Raw genomic sequence first — 19806 nt, forward strand, 5'->3', positions numbered from 1 at the left:
CCAAGGGAGTCCACGATGAATCATGAAAGTGTGCTGTTCGATGTTCGGGATGGGGTGGCCTGGATCGGCTTCAATCGCCCGGAGAGTCGCAATGCCATGACCTGGGAAATGTATGACGCCCTGGAACGTCATTGCGAGCGTCTCGCCATGGACTCGGAGGTCCATGCTGTCGTCCTGCACGGGGTCGGTGGCGAGGCCTTCGTGGCCGGGACCGACATCACCCAGTTCGCCGGCTTTTCCGAGCCCGATGATGCGCTCGACTACGAGCGTCGCATCGAGCGGATCGTCGGCAAGCTCGAGACCCTCGGCAAGCCGACCATCGCCATGATCGAAGGAGCCTGCGTCGGCGGCGGCGCCGCGCTGGCCATGGTCTGCGATTTTCGCTACTGCACGCCGACGCTGAAGTTTGGTGTCCCCATCGCCAGGACCCTGGGCAATACCCTGTCGACGACCAACGTCTCGCGCCTGGTCGACATGCTTGGGGTGGCCCGCACCAAGGAGGTGTTGATGCTGGGGCGGCTGCTGGAGGCCGAGGAAATGCGCCAGGCCGGTCTGGTCAACGGCATCTGCACGCCGGAACGCCTGGCGGAGGAGGTCGCCGAGGTGGCGGCCGAGCTCGGCCGGCGGGCGCCTCTCACCCTGCAGGCCAGCAAGGCGCTGGTCGGGCGCGTCCAGGCCCAGCGGCGTCTCGCCCTGGAGGCCGGCGATGACTGGGTTGCGACCTGCTACATGAGTGACGACTTCAAGGCGGCCGTCGATCGCTTCGTCAACAAGACGTCCTTCGAATGGACCGGGCGCTAGTCGGATATCAAACACAAGGGGGAAGGCCGATGCTTCCGCTGCAGAATATCAAGGTACTGGACGTCTCACAGATCATGGCCGGGCCCTACTGCACCATGGTGCTGGCCGATATGGGCGCCGAGGTGATCAAGGTCGAGAAGCTCAACGGGGGCGATGACAGCCGCCAGATGGGGCCCTATGTCAACGACGAGTCGACCTGCTTCTCGCAGATCAACCGCAACAAGAAGAGCATCTCGCTCAACCTCAAGGAGGAGCGGGGGCGCGAGATCTTCTATCGCCTGGCCCGCGAGGCCGACGTCATCGTCGAGAACTACCGGACCGGGGTCACCCGGTCGCTCAAGATCGACTATGAGACCATCAAGGAGATCAATCCGGGCATCGTCTACTGCTCTATCTCCGGTTATGGCCAGACCGGCCCAAGCAGCCACAAGGGCGGTTTCGACCTGGTGGCCCAGGGCATGAGCGGACTGATGTCGATGACCGGCGAGCGGGGACGTCGCCCGCTGAAGACCGGTATCGCCGTCTATGACATCGGCGCCGGCCTGACCGCCATCTACTCGATCCTTGCCGCCTGCATCCACAAGATGAACACCGGCGAGGGACAGCACATCGATATCGCCATCACCGAGTGCGGCTTGCCCTGGTTCACCTGGGAGGCGGCGGCCTACTTCGCCGAAGGCAAGGTCCCCGAGGCCACCGGTTGGCGGCATCGCGTCTCGGCTCCCTACCAGGCGATCAAGGCTCGCGACGGTTACCTGATGCTCGGCTGCGCCAACCAGCGCACCTGGGAGCGTTTCGCCCGGGACGTGCTGGAGCGCGAGGACCTGATGGCCGACGAGCGCTTCCTGACCAATCACGCCCGTGGCCAGAACGTCGCGGCCCTGGAGGAGATCCTCGAGTCGATCATGGCCGATCACGACGTCGACGACTGGCTCAAGCGTTGCGACCGCGCCGGGGTGCCGGCGGGGCCGATCAACGACTTCGCTCAGGCGATGCAGGACGAGCACTACCTGGCCAGGGGCATGGTGCAGGAACTCGACCATCCCCGAATCGGCAAGATGAAGACCGTCGGCTTCCCCAGCAAGTTCTCCCGGACCCCGTCGCAGATCCGCCAGCCGGCCCCACTGTTCGCCCAGCACACCGACGAGGTGCTGGCGGGGCTGGGACTCTCTCGTGAGGAACTCGACGCCCTGCGCCGCGACGGCTGCATCGTGTGACGTCTTGCGAGATATATTGAATTCATTATCCAAAATACAAAAATCCTGGAGAGACTCTCATGCTTAACCTCGACTTCCATCCTTCCGGCCGACACTTCCTGCAGATTCCCGGACCGTCGCCGGTGCCCGATCGCATCCTGCGCGCCATGAGCCTGCCGACCATCGACCACCGCGGGCCGGAGTTCGGCGCCCTGGGTCTCGAACTGCTCGACAAGGTCAAGCGTGTCTTCAAGACCGACAACCCGGTGATCATCTACCCGGCCTCCGGTACCGGCGCCTGGGAGGCGGCGCTGGCCAATACCCTGTCGCCCGGCGACCGTGTGCTGATGTTCGAGACCGGGCACTTCGCCACCCTGTGGCAGAAGATGGCGCGTCGGTTGGGGCTCGAGCCCGAGTTCCTGGGGCTGCCGGGATACGAGGGATGGCGCCACGGCGTGCAGGCCGACATGATCGAGATGCGCCTCAGGGAGGATCGCGATCACGCGATCAAGGCCGTCTGCGTGGTCCACAACGAGACCTCCACCGGGGTGACCAGCGACATCGCTGCGGTACGCCGCGCCATCGATGCCGCCGGACATCCGGCGCTGTTGCTGGTGGACACCATCTCGGGCCTGGCGAGCGCCGACTATCGTCACGACGAGTGGGGCGTGGACGTGACCATCTCCGGTTCCCAGAAGGGCCTGATGCTGCCCCCGGGGATCAGCTTCAATGCGGTGTCCGACAAGGCCATCGAGGCGAGCCGTCGCAACGCCATGCCCAAGAGCTTCTGGGCCTGGGACGAGATCCTCGAGGCCAACCGCAATGGCTACTGGCCCTATACCCCCAGTACCAACCTGCTCTACGGCCTCAACGAGGCGCTCGACATGCTCCTCGAGGAGGGCATGGAGCACGTGTTCGCCCGCCACCAGCGCTGGGCCGCCGGAGTGCGCGCGGCGGTCGAGGCCTGGGGGCTCGAGGTCCAGTGTCAGGACCCAGCGGTCTACTCGCCGGTGCTGACCGGGGTGGTGGTCCCGGAGGGGGTCGATGCCGATGCGATCCGCAAGATCATCTACGAGCGCTTCGATCTGTCGCTGGGCATGGGCCTGGGCAAGGCCAAGGGCAAGATGTTCCGCATCGGCCACCTCGGCGACTGCAACGACCTGACCCTGATTGCCACCCTCGGCGGCTGCGAGGCAGGGATGAAGCTGGCCGGGGTCGACCTCAAGGGCAGCGGGGTGACCGCGGCACTGGAATACTTCGCCACGCATCCGCTCAAGGCCGATCACTGATCACTGCCGAGGAGACCGCCATGACGTCCCTGAAGGATCATTCCCGGTCGCGCGATGCCCGGATCAAGCCGGTCACGGAGCTGGCCGCCCGGTTGTCGCGGGAGATGCAAGGCGAGGTGCTGTTCGATCAGGCTTCGCGAGGGCGCTATGCAACCGACGCCTCCATTTACCAGGTCACGCCGGTGGGCGTGGCGATTCCCCGCCACCAGGAGGACCTCCGGATGGCGCTGGACATCGCCCGCGATGCCCGGGTGCCGGTGCTGGCACGCGGGGCCGGCACCAGCCAGTGTGGCCAGACGGTCGGGGAAGCCCTGGTCCTCGATACCACCCGTCATCTCAATGGCATCGTCGAGTTCGATCCCGAGGCGCGCACCGTGGTGGTCGAGCCGGGCATCGTGCTCGACCATCTCAATGCCTGGCTCAAGCCCCATGGCCTCTGGTATCCGGTGGATGTCTCCACCGCAGCCCAGTGCACCCTGGGGGGCATGGCCGGCAACAATTCCTGCGGCTCGCGCTCGATACGCTACGGCAACATGGTCCACAACGTACTGGGAGTCGACGCCCTGCTGGCCGACGGCAGCGAGGCGAGCTTCGGCTTCGTCGACGAGCTGGTCCCGGGCACGCGGGCACATCGGCTGGCCGAGGAGGTGAGGGCCATCGCCGAGCGGGTGGGGCCCGAGATCCGTGAGCATTTCCCCAAGGTGCTGCGCCGTGTCGGCGGCTACAACCTCGACCTGTTCGACTGTCAGAACCCCAAGACCTACGACCCCGACGGCCGGTCGAACCTCGCCCACCTGTTGGTGGGTTCCGAGGGCACCCTGGGGGTGAGCCGGACTCTCACCCTCAGGCTCTCGCCGCTGCCCGAACACAAGGTCCTCGGGGTGGTGAACTTCCCGACCTTCTACCAGGCGATGGACTTCACCCAGCACATCGTCACTCTCGATCCCACCGCCGTGGAGCTGGTCGATCGCACCATGATCGACCTCTCGCTAGAGAACCCGGCCTTCCGTCCGGTGATCGAGAAGGCGCTGATCGGCCGGCCCGAGGCGGTGCTGCTGGTCGAGTTTGCCGGGGCGGATCACGGTGCCCAGTTGGCCTCGCTCAGGCGACTTAACGAGCTGCTGGCCGACCTGGGGCTGCCCGATTGCGTGATCGACATGCCCGAGCCGGCCGAGCAGAAGGCGTTGTGGAACGTGCGCAAGGCGGGGCTCAACATCATGATGAGCATGAAGGGGGACGGCAAGCCGGTCTCCTTCATCGAGGACTGCGCGGTGCCCCTCGAGCACCTGGCCGAGTACACCGACAAGCTGACCGAGGTCTTCCATCGCTACGGCACCGAGGGCACCTGGTATGCCCATGCCAGCGTCGGCACCCTGCACGTCCGGCCGATCCTGGACATGCGTCGCGACGGCGCCGAGAAGATGCGCGAGATCGCCGAACAGGCCTCCGCCCTGGTGCGCGAGTACAAGGGCGCCTATTCCGGCGAGCACGGCGACGGCCTGTGCCGGGGCGAATGGGTGGCCTGGCAGTTCGGCGAGACGGTCAACGACGCCTTCAAGGAGGTGAAACGCCTCTTCGATCCCGACAACCTGTTCAACCCGGGCAAGATCGTCGATACCCCGAAGATGGACGACGAGCGCTACTTCCGCTTCCCGAAGGACTACCAGGCGATCCCGCTCACGCCGGTGTTCGACTGGTCGGCCTGGAACGTCGAACGCGATCCGCTGACGGGAGAACAGAGCGCGCAGGGCAGCGGCGGGGACGCGACCCATGGCCTCGCCATGGCGGTGGAGATGTGCAACAACAACGGCCACTGTCGCAAGTTCGACGCCGGCACCATGTGCCCGAGCTATCGCATCACCCGTGACGAGCAGCACCTGACCCGCGGGCGTGCCAACACCCTACGCCTGGTGCTCTCGGGCCAGCTCGGCGAGGAGGGCTTGGCCGGTGACGACGTCAAGGAGGCCCTGGATCTCTGTGTCTCCTGCAAGGGCTGCAAGCGCGATTGCCCGACCGGAGTCGACATGGCCAAGTTCAAGATCGAGGCGCGCACGGCCAGGGCCAGGGTCCGTGGATTGTCGCTGCGAGATTGCATGATTGGCGAGATGCCCCGCTACGCCGCCTGGGCCAGCCGTCTGTCGGGGCTGCTCGACGTGGCCGAACGGGTACCTTTCGTCGCGCGTTGCATCAAGAAGACGCTGGGGCTCGCGCCGGAGCGCTCCCTGCCGGCCTTCGACGGCAACTTTCTCGCCACACACGCGCTCGCCGCCGGCGACGGGGTGTCCAATGAGACGCGCGAGGTGCTGCTGTTTGTCGACACCTTCAACAACTACATGGAAGGCGGCAATGCCCGCGCCGCCAAGCGGGTGCTCGAGGCGGCCGGCTACCGGGTTCACCTCAACGTGACAAAGGGGGCGCGGCCGCTGTGCTGTGGCCGGACCTATCTATCGTCGGGGCAGTTCGACAAGGCCAAGGCCGAGGCCCGCCGTACCCTGGATGCCCTGATGCCCTTCGTGCGGCGCGGGGTGGCGGTCGTCGGACTGGAACCCTCCTGCCTGTTGAGCATGCGCGACGAGTTCCTGCAGTACGGCTTCGGCGAGGAGGCCCGGGTGCTGTCCGAGGCGGCCTACTTGTTCGAGGAGTTCCTGGTCGAGGCCCGCGAGGCCGGCGAGTTGTCACTCGACCTCAAGACACCGGGGTATGCCCGGGCCATGCTGCATGGCCATTGCCACCAGAAGGCCTTCGATGCCGTGCGGCCCATCGAGCAGGTGCTGAGCTGGATCCCCGGCCTCGAGGTCGAGACCATCGAGTCCTCCTGCTGCGGCATGGCCGGCAGCTTCGGCTACGAGGCGGAGCACTTTGATGCCTCGATGAAGATGGCCGAGCTGTCGCTGCTGCCGGCGATCCGCGGCGCCGAGGACGATGCCGTGCTGGTCGCCGATGGCACCAGCTGTCGCCATCAGATCCGCGATGGTGCCGCTCGCGAGGCGGTGCACGTGGCGCGACTGCTCGAACAGGCCCTGGCCTGATGCCGATACCGCGACAGGAGAGCATGCAGCGATGATCGATCTGCGAAGCGATACCGTGACCCGGCCGACGCCGGCGATGCGCGAGGCCATGAGCCGCGCGGCGGTGGGCGATGACGTCTGGGGCGACGATCCCAGCGTCTCTTCCTTCGAGCAGCAGTTGGCCGAGCGGGCGGGAATGGCCGCCGCGGTGTTCTTCCCTTCGGGGACCCAGAGCAACCTGGCGGCCCTGCTGACGCACTGCCAGCGCGGCGAGGAGGTCATCGCCGGCCAGCTCTCTCACATCTATCGGGACGAAGGCGGCGGCGGTGCCGTGCTGGGCGGCATCCAGCCTCAGCCCATCGCGCATGCGGCCGACGGCAGCCTGCCCCTGGATCAGGTGCAGGCCGCGATCAAGGGCGATGACATCCACCATGCGCGTACGAAACTGCTGGTGCTGGAGAACACCTTCCGCGGCAAGGCGCTGCCCGAAGGCTACGTGGCCAGCGCCACGGCGCTGGCACGCGCCCATGGCCTGACGACCCACCTGGATGGCGCGCGGCTGTTCAACGCTTCGGTGGCGACGGGCGTGCCGCTGGCGTCGCTCTGCGACGGCTTCGATTCCGTGTCGGTCTGCTTTTCCAAGGGACTGGGGGCGCCGGCAGGGTCGCTGCTGCTGGCGCGTGACGCGGCCTTCGCGACTCGGGCCCGGCGCTGGCGCAAGACGCTGGGCGGCGGCATGCGTCAGGTCGGGTTGCTGGCGGAGGGCTGCCGGCATGCCCTGGAGCATCACGTCGAGCGGCTCGCCGAGGACCATGCCCATGCCTGCCAACTGGCCGAGGGGCTGGCCGGAATCGACGGTGTCGAGGTGCAGGCCTGCGACACCAACATGGTGTTCCTTGCCCTGCCCGAGGCGCGCTGCCGGGCGCTGGGCGAGTTTCTGGCCGCCCGCGGCGTGCTGATCGCCGCGCAGCCGCGAACGCGGCTGGTCACGCATCTGGATGTCTCCACGTCAGACGTGCGTCACGTGGTGGCGGAGGTGCAAGCCTATTTCGCGCGCCGGTCGGCCTGATCGGTCTCGACGCACCATACGAACCACCGATTCGAGGACATGCCGCATGGCGATCTATCGATACGCAGGGCAGGCGCCGGACATCGCGGAGGGCGTCTATGTGGCCGAGACCGCCGATGTGATCGGCCGGGTGACGCTCAGGCACGAGGCCAGCGTCTGGTACCAGGCGGTATTGCGTGGGGACACCGACCGTCTCGAGGTCGGCGTCGGCAGCAATATCCAGGACGGGGCGGTCTTGCATGCCGACCCTGGCTTTCCGCTGGTCGTGGGAGAGGGCGTTACCGTCGGTCACCAGGCCATGCTGCATGGTTGCACCATCGGCGACGGCAGCCTGATCGGCATCCAGGCGGTGATCCTCAACGGCGCCGTCATCGGCCGTAACTGCCTGGTGGCGGCGGGGGCCCTGGTCAAGGAGGGCGCGAGCTTCCCGGACAACTCGCTGATCGTGGGCGCGCCGGCCCGGGTGGTGCGAGAGCTGTCGGACGAGGCGGTGGAGGGCCTCAGAAAAAACGCCCAGGGCTATGTCGAACGCGCCCATCGCCATGCCGGCGAGCTCGAACGTATCGGCTGATACCGAAGCGCTCCTCCATCCCGATGATGTCCCCTCGATTTTGGTCGTGGGGACATTCTTCTGGGAACGATATCGCTCCGTCAGCGGGTGAGAGACGTTGGCCGGGTGTTCTCAGGCCGGTCAGTGGTGTCTGGGCGAGTCTTCGATGGGATGATAAATGCTGCATGTTGCAGTGCACAAAAGTGCCTGCTATGTTGCAATGCAACACGGGCCTTCGCCCGCTGTTCATCCCAATCGGAGGTGGAGCATGACCCAGGCAGCGACCGCCAAGACCGGCGAACAGTTCGACACCCTCTTCATGACCCCGATGCGCGCCTATGGCGCCCTCAACCTCGAGACCGCCGAGAAGCTGGTGGCGACCCAGTTCGGCATCGCCGAATCGCTCTCCGAGGCGACGCTGGCCCAGGCCCGCGACTGGCTGTCGGTGCAGAGTGCTGAAGATGTCCAGAAGACGCTGGAGGGGCAGCAGCAGGCCATGCAGTCGCTCGGCGATCGACTGAAGTCCGACGCCGAGACCCTGTTGAGCCTGGGCCAGGACTACGCCCAGAAGACCCAGAAGCTGGCCGAGCAGCAGTTCAAGGCGCTCGGCTCGCAGTAAACGATCATCCGCGGCGTTCGGCTGGCCTCGATGCCTGCCGGACGCCGATCGAAACAGGAGCCCCGCCGGGCCGTTGGGGCCATCGCCATGCGATGGCCCTTTTTCGTGCCTGAACGCTTTGTGTTTGAAGCGGTGGGCGGACAGGCAAAGGCTCAGCCGTGCTCGGTGCCGAGCAGGCGCACGACCTCGTCGTCGCTGACCTGGCCGAAATCGGCGAAGAACCGGCCGACGGCGCCGAAGCTGGCCGGGGCCTCCAGGCAGATCACCTCGTCGGCCAGCGCCTCCAGGCGGGCCACGGTCTCGGGCGGGGCGGCGCCCAGGGCGGCGATCAGCCGCGCCGGCCGGCGATGCTTCAGGGTCTCCAGCGCCATGGCCATGGTGGCACCGGTGGCGCTGCCGTCGTCGACCACCACCACCACGCGCCCCGCCGGATCGATAGGCGCGCGCACCGGAGTGTAGCGTCGCCGGCGGTCGGCCAGCCGCGCCTGCTGGGTCTCGATCTCGCTGGCGATCTGCCGCTCGTCATAGTGGGCTGCCGCCGGCTCGAGCCTTACGCGTTCTTCTTCACCCACCGCGCCGATGGCGTACTCCGGTTGGCCCGGCGCGCCGAGCTTGCGTACCAGCACCACGTCCAGCTCGCCCTCCAGCGCATCGGCGATCAGCCGCCCCATGGGCACGCCGCCGCGGGGGATGGCGAGGACCAGGGGGCGTTGTTGCCTCAGGGGCGCCAGCCGATGGGCCAGCTGTTCGGCGGCATCCCGGCGGTCACGAAACATGGCGGCCTCCGCTATCGCCTGCATGGTTTCGAGTCTAGTTCAGTCGACGGGCATTCGCGTCCAAGGTCTGGTTGATTGTATACAGTTTTAATCGCTATGGTATTTCTCGATACCGATTAATGTGTATCCATGTGCCGGGATCCAACCTGCCGGCGCGACGCTGACGGCTGAACGCACAACAACACCACACCGAAGGCCGAGACCATGCAGAGCAATGCCAACAACACCTCGCTATTCGACTTCCACGGCCGGCCGCGCCTGCTCAAGGCGCTGCCGATCTCCCTGCAGCACGTGCTGGCGATGATCGCCGGCGTCATCACGCCACCGATCATCATCGCCGGGGTGATCGGCGCCACCCCGGCGGAGAAGCTGCAGCTGATCCAGATCGCGGTGCTGGCCTCGGGAGTCTGCACCCTGTTCCACCTCTACGGGGTGTGGAAGTTCGGCGCCCGGCTGCCGGCGATCTTCGGCGTGGGCTTCGCCTACGTGCCGACGCTGATCGCCGTGGGCGGCCAGTTCGGCATCGAGGGCATCCTCGGCGCCCAGCTGATCGGCGGCATCACCATGATGGTGGTGGGCTACTTCATCCAGTACATCCGCCACCTCTTCCCGCCGGTGGTGGCGGGCACCGTGGTGCTGGTGATCGGGCTGTCGCTGTACGACATCGCCATCCGCTACATCGCCGGCAGCGGCAACGTCGACGCGCCGCAGTTCGGCGAGCTGAAGAACTGGGGCGTGGGCGCGCTGACCCTGGTGACGGTGCTGCTGGCCTCCCAGTTCGGCCGCGGGGTGGTCAAGCTGTCGGCGATCATCGTCGGCCTCCTGGTCGGCTACCTGGTCGCGCTGCCGCTGGGCATGGTCGACTTCGGCCCGGTGGCCAGCGCCGCCTGGATCGCCGTGCCGACGCTGATGCCGTTCGAGATGGAGTTCCACTCCGCCGCCATCGTCTCGCTGGTGGTGATCTGCGTGATCAACTCGGTGCAGACCATCGGCGACCTGTCGGCGACCAGCGTGGCCGGCATGAACCGCGAGCTGAAGACCCGGGAGCTGACCGGTGGCCTGCTCGGCAACGGCCTGACCACCGCCGCCAGCGCCTTCTTCGGCGCCCTGCCGACCTCCACCTTCAGCCAGAACGTGGGCATCGTGGCCATGACCAGGGTGATCAGCCGGGTCGTGCTGGCGATCGCCGGCGTCTTCATGTTGCTGGCCGGCTTCAGCCCCAAGTTCGGTGCACTGATGACAACGATTCCCTACCCGGTGCTGGGCGGCGCCACCATCACGGTGTTCGGGATGATCACCATGACCGGCATCCAGCTGCTGACCAAGGACGAGATGTCGGCCCGCAACATGACCATCGTCGGGCTGGCCCTGGCGCTGAGCCTGGGCATCGCCGCGGTGCCCTCGGCCATCGCCGAGTTCCCGCAGACCCTGCAGAACGTCATCGGCGGGGCGCCGATCGTGGTCGCGGCGATCACCGCCTTCGTGCTCAACCTGGTGCTGCCGCGCACCACCCTGGCCGACGAGGCCCGGGAGCGCGAGGCCATCGCCGAGGCGGATGCCGCCGCCGAACGGGATGCCCGTGGCGAGCCCCGGGTGGACGGCGGTCGCGTCGCCTCCGGCGCCGGCGACTGACGCCTTCACTCATCCGCCGGCACGAAAAAGGCGCCGTCGGGATTCCGGCGGCGCCTTGCTGATGAGGCGGTGGGCAGCGGCGAGCGCTCAGCCCACCCGCGCCTCCAGGCGGAAGGCGGCGATGCGGTTGATCTGCTCGATGGCGGTGCGGCGCTCCTCGTCGAGGCCGTGCTCGAGGCGCGTCTCGAAGGCGGCCAGGATGGTGTGGCGGTCGCTGCCCTTGACCGCCATCACGAAGGGAAAGCCGAAGCGCTGCTTGTAGGCGGCGTTCAGGCGCTCGAAGCGGGCCATCTCCTCGGGCGTGCACTGGTCGAGCCCGGCGCCGGCCTGCTCGCGGGTGGAGTCGTCGGTGAGATCACCGGCGATGGCGGCCTTGCCGGCGAGGTCCGGGTGGGCGCGGATCACCTCGAGCTGGCGCTCCGGCTCCGCCTCGTTCAGCACTCGGCCCATGGCCGCGGCGAGGCCCGCGGGGGTGTCCTGTTCGGCGCCGAGGCCGCGCCGCCAGGCCAGCTCGGCCACCCAGGGCGAATGCTCGTAGATATCGCCGAACTGTGCGACGAAGTCGGCGCGGTCCAGCTGGCTCGGGCGCGGGGAAAGCGTCTTGTGGTTCATGCTCGTGTCTCCGTGAGGGACGTCGATGTGGGTCGTCTCAGGGTAGCGATAAAACTGTATACAATAAAGTGTTTGAAATGTACGCTATCCAAGGCTAGAACTGTTGATAGACGTGATGCCCGCGCCATGGGGCGTCATCACAAGATACGCCGGCCGGATCGGCGTTCGGTATTGGTCCGGAACGGCGACGCGGCACACGACAACACGCGAGGAGACGACGATGGGCTATCTCACCACCCACGTGCTGGATACCTCCCTCGGCCTGCCGGGCGAGGGCATCCGCATCGAGATCTACCGCCTGACGGACGGCGAGCGCCAGCGGCTCGGCGAGGTGGTGACCAACGACGACGGCCGCTGCGACGCGCCACTGCTGGAAGGCGAGGCCTTCGTCAGCGGCGAGTACGAGCTGCTCTTCCATGCCGGCGAGTACCTGCACCGCCGCGGCGTGGCCGCGGACGGGCCGCGCTTCCTCGATGCGATCCCGCTGCGCTTCGGCGTCGCCGATGCCTCGCAGCATTATCACGTGCCGCTATTGCTGTCGCCGTACAGCTACTCCACCTACCGGGGCAGCTGAGAGGCGACGATGACGGCGTCGGGGGCGAGGTGGAGCGAGGGTTATCCGCCAGGGACGGCGGATGTAGCCTCCAGGGAAGGATTCATGGCGCCTCGCGATGCCTTGTCCTCGGCCCGTTCTGCACCGCACGTTCCCTGACCTCAACAACAATCGCACCATTCCAACGAGGCCTGACCGATGGAAGCCTACTTTCTGGACTTCGCCAACCTCCTGCTGAGGTGGCTGCACGTGATCGCCGCCGTGGCCTGGATCGGCGAGTCGATCTACTTCGTGATGCTCGACAACAGCCTGCGGCCGCCCAAGGCGGCGGAGGATCAGCAGAAGGGCGTGTTCGGCGAGATGTGGGCCGTGCACGGCGGCGGCTTCTATCACAACCAGAAGTACGCCAGCGCGCCGGCCAAGCTGCCGGCGGACCTGCACTGGTCGTTCTGGAAGGCCTACACCACCTGGCTGTCGGGCTTCGGGTTGTTCGTGCTGCTGTACATGGCCAATCCGGGCTTCTATCTGGTCAATCCGGGCAGCAGCTGGGAATGGGCCGCCAACCTGACCGGCTGGCAGGCCAACATCGTGGCGCTGGCGTTCCTGCTCGGTGGCTGGGTGGTGTACAACGAGATGTGCAAGCGCATCAGCCCCAACATGGAGCGCGACGGCCTGCTGAGCCTCGGCGTGGCGGTGCTGATGGTGGTGGTCGCCTACCTGAGCAGCCAGATCTTCGCCGGCCGCGCGGCCTTCCTGCTCACCGGCGCGGTGATGGCCACCGCCATGTCGGCCAACGTGTTCTTCTGGATCATCCCCGGCCAGCGCCGCATGGTGAAGGCGATGAAGGCCGGCGAGACGCCCAACCCGCTCGACGGCAAGCGCGGCAAGCAGCGCTCGGTGCACAACACCTACTTCACGCTGCCGGTGGTGCTGCTGATGCTCAGCAACCACTACTCCTTCACCTACACCCATGAGCTGTCCTGGGTGATCATGTCGCTGTTCATCTTCGCCGGCGCCCTGATCCGCCAGTTCTTCGTGCTGATGCACGCCGGCCAGACCAGGCCCGCCTATCCGGCGGCCGGGGTGGCGCTGATCCTGGTGGCGGTGTGGATCGGTGCGCCGAGCGGTGCCGGCAATGCCGCGCCGATGGCCGGTGGTGAGACGAGTGTCGAGACCGATGGTCAGGCCGTCGCCGCCGAGGACGCCACCGTCGCGTCCGGCGGCCCCGTGGACGAGATCCACGGCATCATGGAGCGGCGCTGTGCGTCCTGCCACGCCCAGCAACCCACCCACGAGGCCTTCACCGCGCCGCCCGCCGGCGTGGCCCTGGAGACCCGGGAGCAGCTGCTGCGCCAGGCCGATCAGGTCAAGCAGGTGGTGGCGAGCGGCTACATGCCGCTGGGCAACCTGACCCAGATGACCGACGAGGAACGGGCCAGCATCGCCGCCTGGACGCCCTGAGCCCCGACCTCTCGCGGGATCGACCGCCGCCCGTCGCCGACGGGCGGCGGTCGTCTCGTTGGGGAAAAAGCGTATACAATGTTCGTCATGAGTCGTCAGGAGGTGAGCAGTCCATGAGTCAGCGCCAGGTCGATGCCGAGCGCAAGCCGGCCTCGGGGAGCGGGCGTCCCGGCAAGAACGGCGATGGCGCCGAGCGCCACGAGGCGATCCATCGCTCGATCAGCGATGCGATCATCGAGCACCGCCTCAAGCCGGGGGCGCGGCTGCGCGAGGACGCCCTGTCGGAGGTGTTCGGCATCAGCCGCACCGGCATTCGCAAGATCCTGCAGCGCCTGGCCCTGGAGCAGCTGGTGACGCTCACCCCGAGGCGCGGCGCCAGCGTGACCCGGCCCACCGCCGAGGAGGCCAAGGACGTCTTCGACGCGCGGCAGATGGTCGAATGCGGGCTGATGCCGGAGGTCGCCCGGCGCATCACCGCCGCCGACCTGGAGCGGCTGCGCGACATGGAGCGCCGCGAGCGCCAGGCGCTCAAGGCCGGCGAGCAGAGTAGCGCGATCAAGCTCTCCGCCGCCTTCCACGGCGAACTGGCGCGACTCTCCGGCAACGACACCCTGGCGGCCTTCGTCGAGCAGCTGTGCTCGCGCTCCTCGCTGATCCTCGCCGTCTACGGCAACGCCGGCCATCTGGGCTGCGAGTCCCACGACCACGACGGCCTGCTGCGCCATCTCGAAGGCGGCGACGGCGAACGCGCCCGCGCCTTCATGAGCCGCCACCTCAAGGCCATCGAGGCCTCGCTGTCGATCCACGAGCCCGAGGACGAGTCCCCGGATCTCTACGAGATCTTCTCCGGCTGAGTCCCCCGTACCGACGCCCTCGAAGCAACGCGCCCCGGTGTCCGGAAGTCATCCAGGGCCCGGGGGCGCCTTGTCTCGGGGGTCAGGCTCAGGGCTCGAAGTCGCGCATCTGCTCGTGGGCGATCTCGATGTCTTCAAGGCGTTGGCGCCCCGCCTTGCCTGCCAGCCGCAGCGCCTGGACGCTGAGATAGTGGAGCACCCCCACGGGGCCGACGTAGCTGTGGAAGAGGAAGTCGCTGGAGATATCGCAGGGCAGCGTCCAGGTCGCCAGCGGCGTGTCGCCGGCCAGGCTGTCCGTCAGGTACAGCACCGGCATGTCGCGTTCGCGAGCGGCCTGCATCACCCGCTCGAGCTCCGGCACGCGGCGGCGCATGCCGATGGCGATCAGCAGGTCATCGGAGGCGAACTCGCTGACGTGCTCGCCCAGGGTCTCGCCCGGCAAGGGCAGCAGGTGAACCTGTGAGCGGAACTGGATGAACTGCCAGCGCGCGTAGGCGGCCATGAAGTGGCTGTTGCGATAGCCCATCAGCCACAGGCGCCTGGCGTCGACGATATGCTCGAGGACGTCCGTGATGTCGTGATCGGCTAGCTGGTCGAAGGTGCGGGTCAGGGCGCCGACGTGGTCGTCCAGAAACGCCCGACTCTCGGAGGGAACGGGCGGGGAATCCTGCTCCCGCTCATGCAGGTAGATGGGCGAGCCCCACTGCTTGATGTCGCGCACCAGGCGCCGCGCCTGTTCGAAGTTGCGAAAGCCCAGGCGCTTGAACAGCCGCGAGGCGGCGGCCTTGGAAACGCCGGCCAGCTTGGCCAGCTCGGTGGCGTTATAGGCCGCCAGCTCGCCGGGAAAATCGAGGATCAGTTCCGCGAGCTTGCGCTCGCTGGAAGGCAGCTCCGGCAGGTGTTCCTGGATGCGGGCCTCGAGCGAGCGAGGCCGTGGCGGGGGCTGGGAATGAGAGCCGGACATCACCGGGTCCTCTGGCTGGCCTGGAGGCGTGATGATCGGGTCGCGGGAGGCACCTCGATCTTTTCTCGAACGCTAACATAGAAGCTCGGCCGCTGAAATTGAGATTTCAGCGGCCGAGGCGGACGTTGCCGGTGCGGGCGGTGGGATCAGGCGGGCTGAGCGGCCGGCAGGCGCTGGCTGCGCATCAGCAGGTAGTAGAAGCCGCCGCCGAGCCCGGCGCCGACCAGCCAGGCGTAGCCGCCCAGGGCCTCCAGCGCCGGCAGCCACACCGAGGCGATCGAGAACAGCGCGGCCAGGGTGAAGGCGGCAATGGCGCGCTTGTTCCAGCCCTTCACGTAGTGATAGGCGCCGTCCGGGGCGCTGGAGAACATGTCCTGCAGGTCCAGGCGCTGGCGTTTCACCACGTAGTAGTCGACCACGATGATGCCGTAGAAGGGCGCGACGACGGCCCCCAGGGCGTTGACGAAGCCGGCGACGCCGATATCGCTGATCAAGGATACCCACAGCGCGCCGACGAAGAAGGCGATGATGGCGGTGATCAGGCCACCCAGGCGGAAGCTGACCCTGCTCGGGAACAGGTTGGCCAGGTCATAGGCCGGCGGAATGAAGTTGGCGACCAGGTTGATGCCCACGGTGGCGGCGAAGAAGGTCAGGGCGGCGACGATGGTCAGCGGCAGCGAGTCGACCCGCTCGATGATGTCCGAGGGGTTGGTCAGCGTCTCGCCGAACAGCACCAGGGTGCCGGCGGTGATGATCAGGGCGATGAACGAGAAGAAGGCCACGTTGAGCGGCAGGCCCACCAGGTTACCGAGCTTCATCTCGCGCTCGCTCTTCACGAAGCGGGTGAAGTCGCCGAAGTTGATCACCACCGCGGCGAAGTAGGCGATCATGGTGCCGGTGATGGCCAGGAAGGCGCCGATCGCGCTGCCGTGATAGTCGCTCTGGCCCTCGAAGATGGTGCCGACCGCAGGCAGCAGCTCGTCGCCGGCCTTGACCCAGACGACGATCATCAGCGCCACCATCACCACGTAGACCAGCGGCCCGGCCCAGTTGAGGAAGTGCTTGATGCGCTCGATGCCGGCCCAGAACATCGCCATCTGGAAGGCCCACACGATCACGAACGACAGCCAGCCCAGCGCCGACATGCCGAGCAGGGTGCCGCCCGGATCGCCGAACAGCGACGTCAGCAGCAGCTTCATGGCGGTGGAGGCGAAGTAGGTCTGCACCCCGTACCAGAAGATGCCGATCACGGCGCGCAGCATGGCCGGCAGGTTGGCGCCGTGCACGCCCATGCTGGCGCGGATCATCACCGGGAAGGGCACGCCGTACTTGACGCTCGGCTTGCCGGTGAGGTTGACCAGGCCCATCACCACCACGCCGGCGAGGATGATCGCCGCCATCACCGCCCAGCCGTTGAGCCCGTAGGAGATGAACAGCGAGGCCGCCAGGGTGTAGCCGAACAGGCTCTGGATATCGTTCGACCAGACGTTGAAGATCTCGAACCAGCCCCAGTTGCGATCACGCTTCTTGATCGGGGCCAGGTCGTCGTTGTAGAGGCGCGGATCGATGCGCCGGATTTCCAGCGCTTTGTCGCTCAGGTCCGTCATGGGATGGCCTTGTTGTCGTTATTAGGAAAACGGCCCGCCCCGGAGGGGAGGGCCGCGTTTCCCGGGCGTGCCGCCCGGGCGCGAGGATCAGTCGCGGAAGCGCTGGCAGGGGCGCCAGTGCTTCATCAGCAGGAAGTAGGTGACACCGGCGGGAATCAGGCTGGCGTACCAGGAGACGGAGGAGAAGGTCAGGGCGGCGGCGATGCCCACCGCGGTGGCGATCAGGGCCGCCGGGTTGACGCCGCGGTAGGGCCCCTGCGCGTCATAGAGCTTGCCGAGGTCCAGGGTACGGCGGCGCACCAGGTAGTAGTCGACCACCAGGATGGCGAAGATCGGGCCGAGGAAGGCGGAGTAGGTCTGCACGAACAGCTGCAGGCCGTCGGCGGAGTCCGGTTGCACCAGCTCCCAGGGGAAGGTGGCGAAGGCCAGCAGGCCGACGATCACGGTGGCGGTGCGATACTTCAGCTTGAAGGCGTCCATCAGCACGTAGGTCGGCGGCACCACGTTGTTGAGCACGTTGGTGGTCACCTGGGCGAAGGCGATGAACAGCAGGGTGGTCATCAGCAGTGGCGTGTTGTCCACGGCGTTGGCGAACACCTGGATGGGGTCGGCGACGCCGGTGGCCTCGGAGACCATGTAGCCGATCAGGCCCATGAACAGGGTGCAGGGCAGGATCGACATGGCGTAGAGGGTGGTCAGCAGGCCCGGGCCGCTGCCTTCCTTGTGCTCGCGGGAGTAGTCGCTGACGTTGAGCATCATGGTGCTGTAGATGCCCAGGAACAGCATGGTGGCGCCCCAGAAGGGCAGGCCCCAGGAGCCGTCCATGGTCAGCATGCTGGCCGAGAGCTCGTCGCCGTAGCGCTGTACGGTGCTGTAGAACATGTAGACCAGCGAGGCCAGGATGAAGCCGCTGCCGATGTTCTCCAGCCACTTGATGCCCTGGAAGCCCAGCACCGAGAGGCCGATCTGCAGGAACTGGAAGGCGATGAAGAAGAAGATCAGGTTGTCGAAGCCGAACAGGGTCGCCGAGACCATGTTCAGGGCGCCGGCACCGATCCAGCTCTGGAAGCCGTACCAGACGATGGCCGGCACGGCCCGTACCAGCCCCGGCAGGCGGGTGCCGGAGAAGCCGAAGGCGCTGCGCGCCTGGACCATGAAGGGAATGCCGTACTTGTAGCCGGCGGCGCCGTTCAGCGCCAGGGCGATGCCGATCACGAAGCAGCCGATGGCGATCGCGAGCGTCGCCTGCAGCAGGTTCAGCGTGCCGACCACGCTCGAGCCCATGGTGAAGGTGCCGATCGAGACGCAGCCGCCGAACCAGGCCAGCAGGTAGGAGCCGCGGCCCATGATGCGGGTCTGCTGTGGAGCCAGCGACTCGTGGCCGGCCCCCTTGGTGTGAGGGGCGGAATCGTCCGCGTGGGAGCGTGAAGTCGAGAGGCTCATGGTGGGATCCTCGCTAAGGGTGCCGTGATTGTGGTTATTGTCCGCCCGAGGCGGTGGTGGGCGCCGTTACCCGGCGCCGGGGCTTAGCGTGTCTCGTCGCTGCCCGACGCGTCCTGGTCCGAGAAGTGGGCGTAGCGGCCGATGAAGGGCTTGGGCCGCGGGAAGGCCAGATCGCCATGCTTGCTGGTGCAAAGCCCCAGGCCGACCAGCGCCTCGGTCAGCTTGACCGCCGCGGTCACGCCCTCGACCACCGGCAGGCCCACGGCCTCGGAGATCTCATCGGTGAGCTCGGCCATGCCGCCGCAGCCCAGCACCAGGGCGCCGATGCCGTCCTCGTCGCGGGCGCGGCGGCCCTCCTCGATGATCCGCGCAAGCGCCGCATCGCCGTCGTCCTCCAGGTCGAGCACCGGGATCTCGGCGGCGCGGACCCGGCGGCAGTGGTGGCCGAAGCCATACTGCTCGAGCAGGTGCTCGGCGATGATGCCGGTGCGGCCCAGGGTGGTGACCACCGAGAAGCGGGTGCTGATCAGGGTGGCCATGTGGAAGGCCGCCTCGGCGATGCCGATGACCGGCGCCCGGGTCAGCTCCCGGGCCGCCAGCAGGCCGGGGTCGCCGAAGCAGGCGATGATGTAGGCGTCCACGCCATCGCGCTCGCCCGCCGCGACTTCCTCGAGCACGCCCGTGGCGCTGATCGCCTCGTCGAAGTGGCTCTCGATGGAGACCGGGCCATGGGCCGGCTGGGTGGCGCTGATGAGGGTGCCGGGGGAGGCGATGGCCTGGGCGGCGTTGCCGATGGTCTCGGTCATGCCGCGGGTGGTGTTGGGGTTGATAACGCGAATCTGCATGGGATCTCCGACGATGATTGTCTTTGTGAACAAGGGAGATTTTCTTTGTACACAAAATAGTCCCTATCCCCGTCGGAAATCAAGGCGCATCCGGCGCCGGTGGAGTGCTTTATTCCCGTTGGTAAACAGTGGCTTGGGAATGCCCCAGGATTTTTTTATGGCGACAATAGCTGTATACATTTAATGGGCCTCAAGCCTTCTGATGATCGGGCGTTCATCGAGGCCATCACCCGTCGGGCTTGGTGCCCTGTGCCGTCCGGACGCCATCGCTGACCCGTCAGTGGGGGAGGGCGGTGCTTCTGGAGCGCCGTATGGAGAGCCGCGTGAGAGTCCGGGCGAGAACCGGGAGGGGATTGGCAATCCGGATTTTTTTGTATACAAAGTAGAGGGTGAGCCGCAAGGGCTGGCCGAAGGCGGTCGCCATGGGCGCCGCGATTGTCATCTCGGATGCCGAAGCGAGCGTCGGGCTGCGCCGAGGACGGCGCAGGCTCCTTGCAAGCAAGGTGAGCACACCCTAGAATTTAATT

17 protein-coding genes are annotated in these 19806 nt (G+C 67.0%); 11 read left to right on the forward strand and 6 right to left on the reverse strand.

The features are described from left to right. Positions 1-15 precede the first annotated feature (15 nt). The 7 genes from ACGTNF_RS09020 to ACGTNF_RS09050 all read left to right on the forward strand — a co-directional run bounded on the left by ACGTNF_RS09020 (position 16) and on the right by ACGTNF_RS09050 (position 8532). Positions 16-801 (forward strand): enoyl-CoA hydratase/isomerase family protein, encoded by a 786-nt coding sequence (locus tag ACGTNF_RS09020; protein ID WP_394601409.1) that lies wholly within the window; start codon positions 16-18, stop codon positions 799-801. A gap of 29 nt (positions 802-830) precedes the next feature. After that, positions 831-2018, forward strand: coding sequence for a CaiB/BaiF CoA transferase family protein (locus tag ACGTNF_RS09025; protein ID WP_394601410.1), 1188 nt, complete (start codon positions 831-833; stop codon positions 2016-2018). 59 nt (positions 2019-2077) lie between these two features. Beyond that, entirely contained in the window at positions 2078-3286 is a 1209-nt protein-coding gene (locus tag ACGTNF_RS09030; protein ID WP_394601411.1) for a pyridoxal-phosphate-dependent aminotransferase family protein, read from the forward strand. Positions 3287-3306: 20 nt separating this feature from the next. Continuing rightward, the gene (locus ACGTNF_RS09035) at positions 3307-6315 is read left to right on the forward strand and encodes an FAD-binding and (Fe-S)-binding domain-containing protein (RefSeq protein WP_394601412.1); all 3009 of its coding nucleotides are present in this window, start codon (positions 3307-3309) and stop codon (positions 6313-6315) included. Positions 6316-6346: 31 nt separating this feature from the next. Continuing rightward, complete coding sequence (ltaE, locus tag ACGTNF_RS09040) at positions 6347-7363, forward strand: low-specificity L-threonine aldolase (RefSeq protein ID WP_394601413.1); 1017 nt, start codon at positions 6347-6349, stop codon at positions 7361-7363. A 46-nt stretch (positions 7364-7409) separates the two neighbouring features. Further along, positions 7410-7934, forward strand: a complete 525-nt coding sequence (locus ACGTNF_RS09045) for a gamma carbonic anhydrase family protein (RefSeq protein ID WP_394601414.1) — start codon at positions 7410-7412, stop codon at positions 7932-7934. A gap of 247 nt (positions 7935-8181) precedes the next feature. Further along, positions 8182-8532, forward strand: coding sequence for a phasin family protein (locus tag ACGTNF_RS09050; RefSeq protein ID WP_394601415.1), 351 nt, complete (start codon positions 8182-8184; stop codon positions 8530-8532). Between the two features lie 152 nt (positions 8533-8684). Here the strand turns inward: ACGTNF_RS09050 and ACGTNF_RS09055 are convergent, their stop codons facing one another. Beyond that, positions 8685-9308, reverse strand: coding sequence for a phosphoribosyltransferase (locus ACGTNF_RS09055; protein WP_394601416.1), 624 nt, complete (start codon positions 9306-9308; stop codon positions 8685-8687). A 204-nt stretch (positions 9309-9512) separates the two neighbouring features. On the opposite strand from ACGTNF_RS09055, the gene ACGTNF_RS09060 reads away from it, so the two are divergent. Next, entirely contained in the window at positions 9513-10940 is a 1428-nt protein-coding gene (locus tag ACGTNF_RS09060) for a uracil-xanthine permease family protein (RefSeq protein WP_394601417.1), read from the forward strand. Positions 10941-11027: 87 nt separating this feature from the next. Here the strand turns inward: ACGTNF_RS09060 and uraD are convergent, their stop codons facing one another. After that, positions 11028-11552, reverse strand: coding sequence for a 2-oxo-4-hydroxy-4-carboxy-5-ureidoimidazoline decarboxylase (uraD, locus tag ACGTNF_RS09065; protein WP_394601418.1), 525 nt, complete (start codon positions 11550-11552; stop codon positions 11028-11030). 220 nt (positions 11553-11772) lie between these two features. Here uraD and uraH point away from each other — a divergent pair, with 220 nt between their 5' ends. From uraH to ACGTNF_RS09080, 3 genes are all read left to right on the forward strand, one after another. Next, positions 11773-12126 carry a hydroxyisourate hydrolase gene (gene uraH, locus ACGTNF_RS09070; protein ID WP_394601419.1) on the forward strand — a complete coding sequence of 118 codons (354 nt, stop codon included), beginning with the start codon at positions 11773-11775 and terminating at the stop codon, positions 12124-12126. A gap of 177 nt (positions 12127-12303) precedes the next feature. Then, positions 12304-13566 carry a urate hydroxylase PuuD gene (locus ACGTNF_RS09075; protein ID WP_394601420.1) on the forward strand — a complete coding sequence of 421 codons (1263 nt, stop codon included), beginning with the start codon at positions 12304-12306 and terminating at the stop codon, positions 13564-13566. Between the two features lie 113 nt (positions 13567-13679). Continuing rightward, complete coding sequence (locus ACGTNF_RS09080) at positions 13680-14420, forward strand: GntR family transcriptional regulator (RefSeq protein WP_016855759.1); 741 nt, start codon at positions 13680-13682, stop codon at positions 14418-14420. An 88-nt stretch (positions 14421-14508) separates the two neighbouring features. Here the strand turns inward: ACGTNF_RS09080 and ACGTNF_RS09085 are convergent, their stop codons facing one another. The 4 genes from ACGTNF_RS09085 to ACGTNF_RS09100 form a co-directional block, all read right to left on the reverse strand. Continuing rightward, positions 14509-15384 (reverse strand): MurR/RpiR family transcriptional regulator, encoded by an 876-nt coding sequence (locus ACGTNF_RS09085; RefSeq protein WP_394601421.1) that lies wholly within the window; start codon positions 15382-15384, stop codon positions 14509-14511. A gap of 146 nt (positions 15385-15530) precedes the next feature. Continuing rightward, positions 15531-16991, reverse strand: coding sequence for an NCS1 family nucleobase:cation symporter-1 (locus ACGTNF_RS09090; protein ID WP_394601422.1), 1461 nt, complete (start codon positions 16989-16991; stop codon positions 15531-15533). A gap of 87 nt (positions 16992-17078) precedes the next feature. After that, positions 17079-18434 carry an NCS1 family transporter gene (locus ACGTNF_RS09095; protein WP_394601423.1) on the reverse strand — a complete coding sequence of 452 codons (1356 nt, stop codon included), beginning with the start codon at positions 18432-18434 and terminating at the stop codon, positions 17079-17081. Positions 18435-18517: 83 nt separating this feature from the next. Beyond that, entirely contained in the window at positions 18518-19279 is a 762-nt protein-coding gene (locus tag ACGTNF_RS09100) for an aspartate/glutamate racemase family protein (RefSeq protein ID WP_394601424.1), read from the reverse strand. Positions 19280-19806: the final 527 nt, after the last annotated feature.

The organism is Halomonas sp. B23F22_10, assembly GCF_043496975.1.
Lineage (GTDB): Bacteria > Pseudomonadota > Gammaproteobacteria > Pseudomonadales > Halomonadaceae > Halomonas > Halomonas smyrnensis.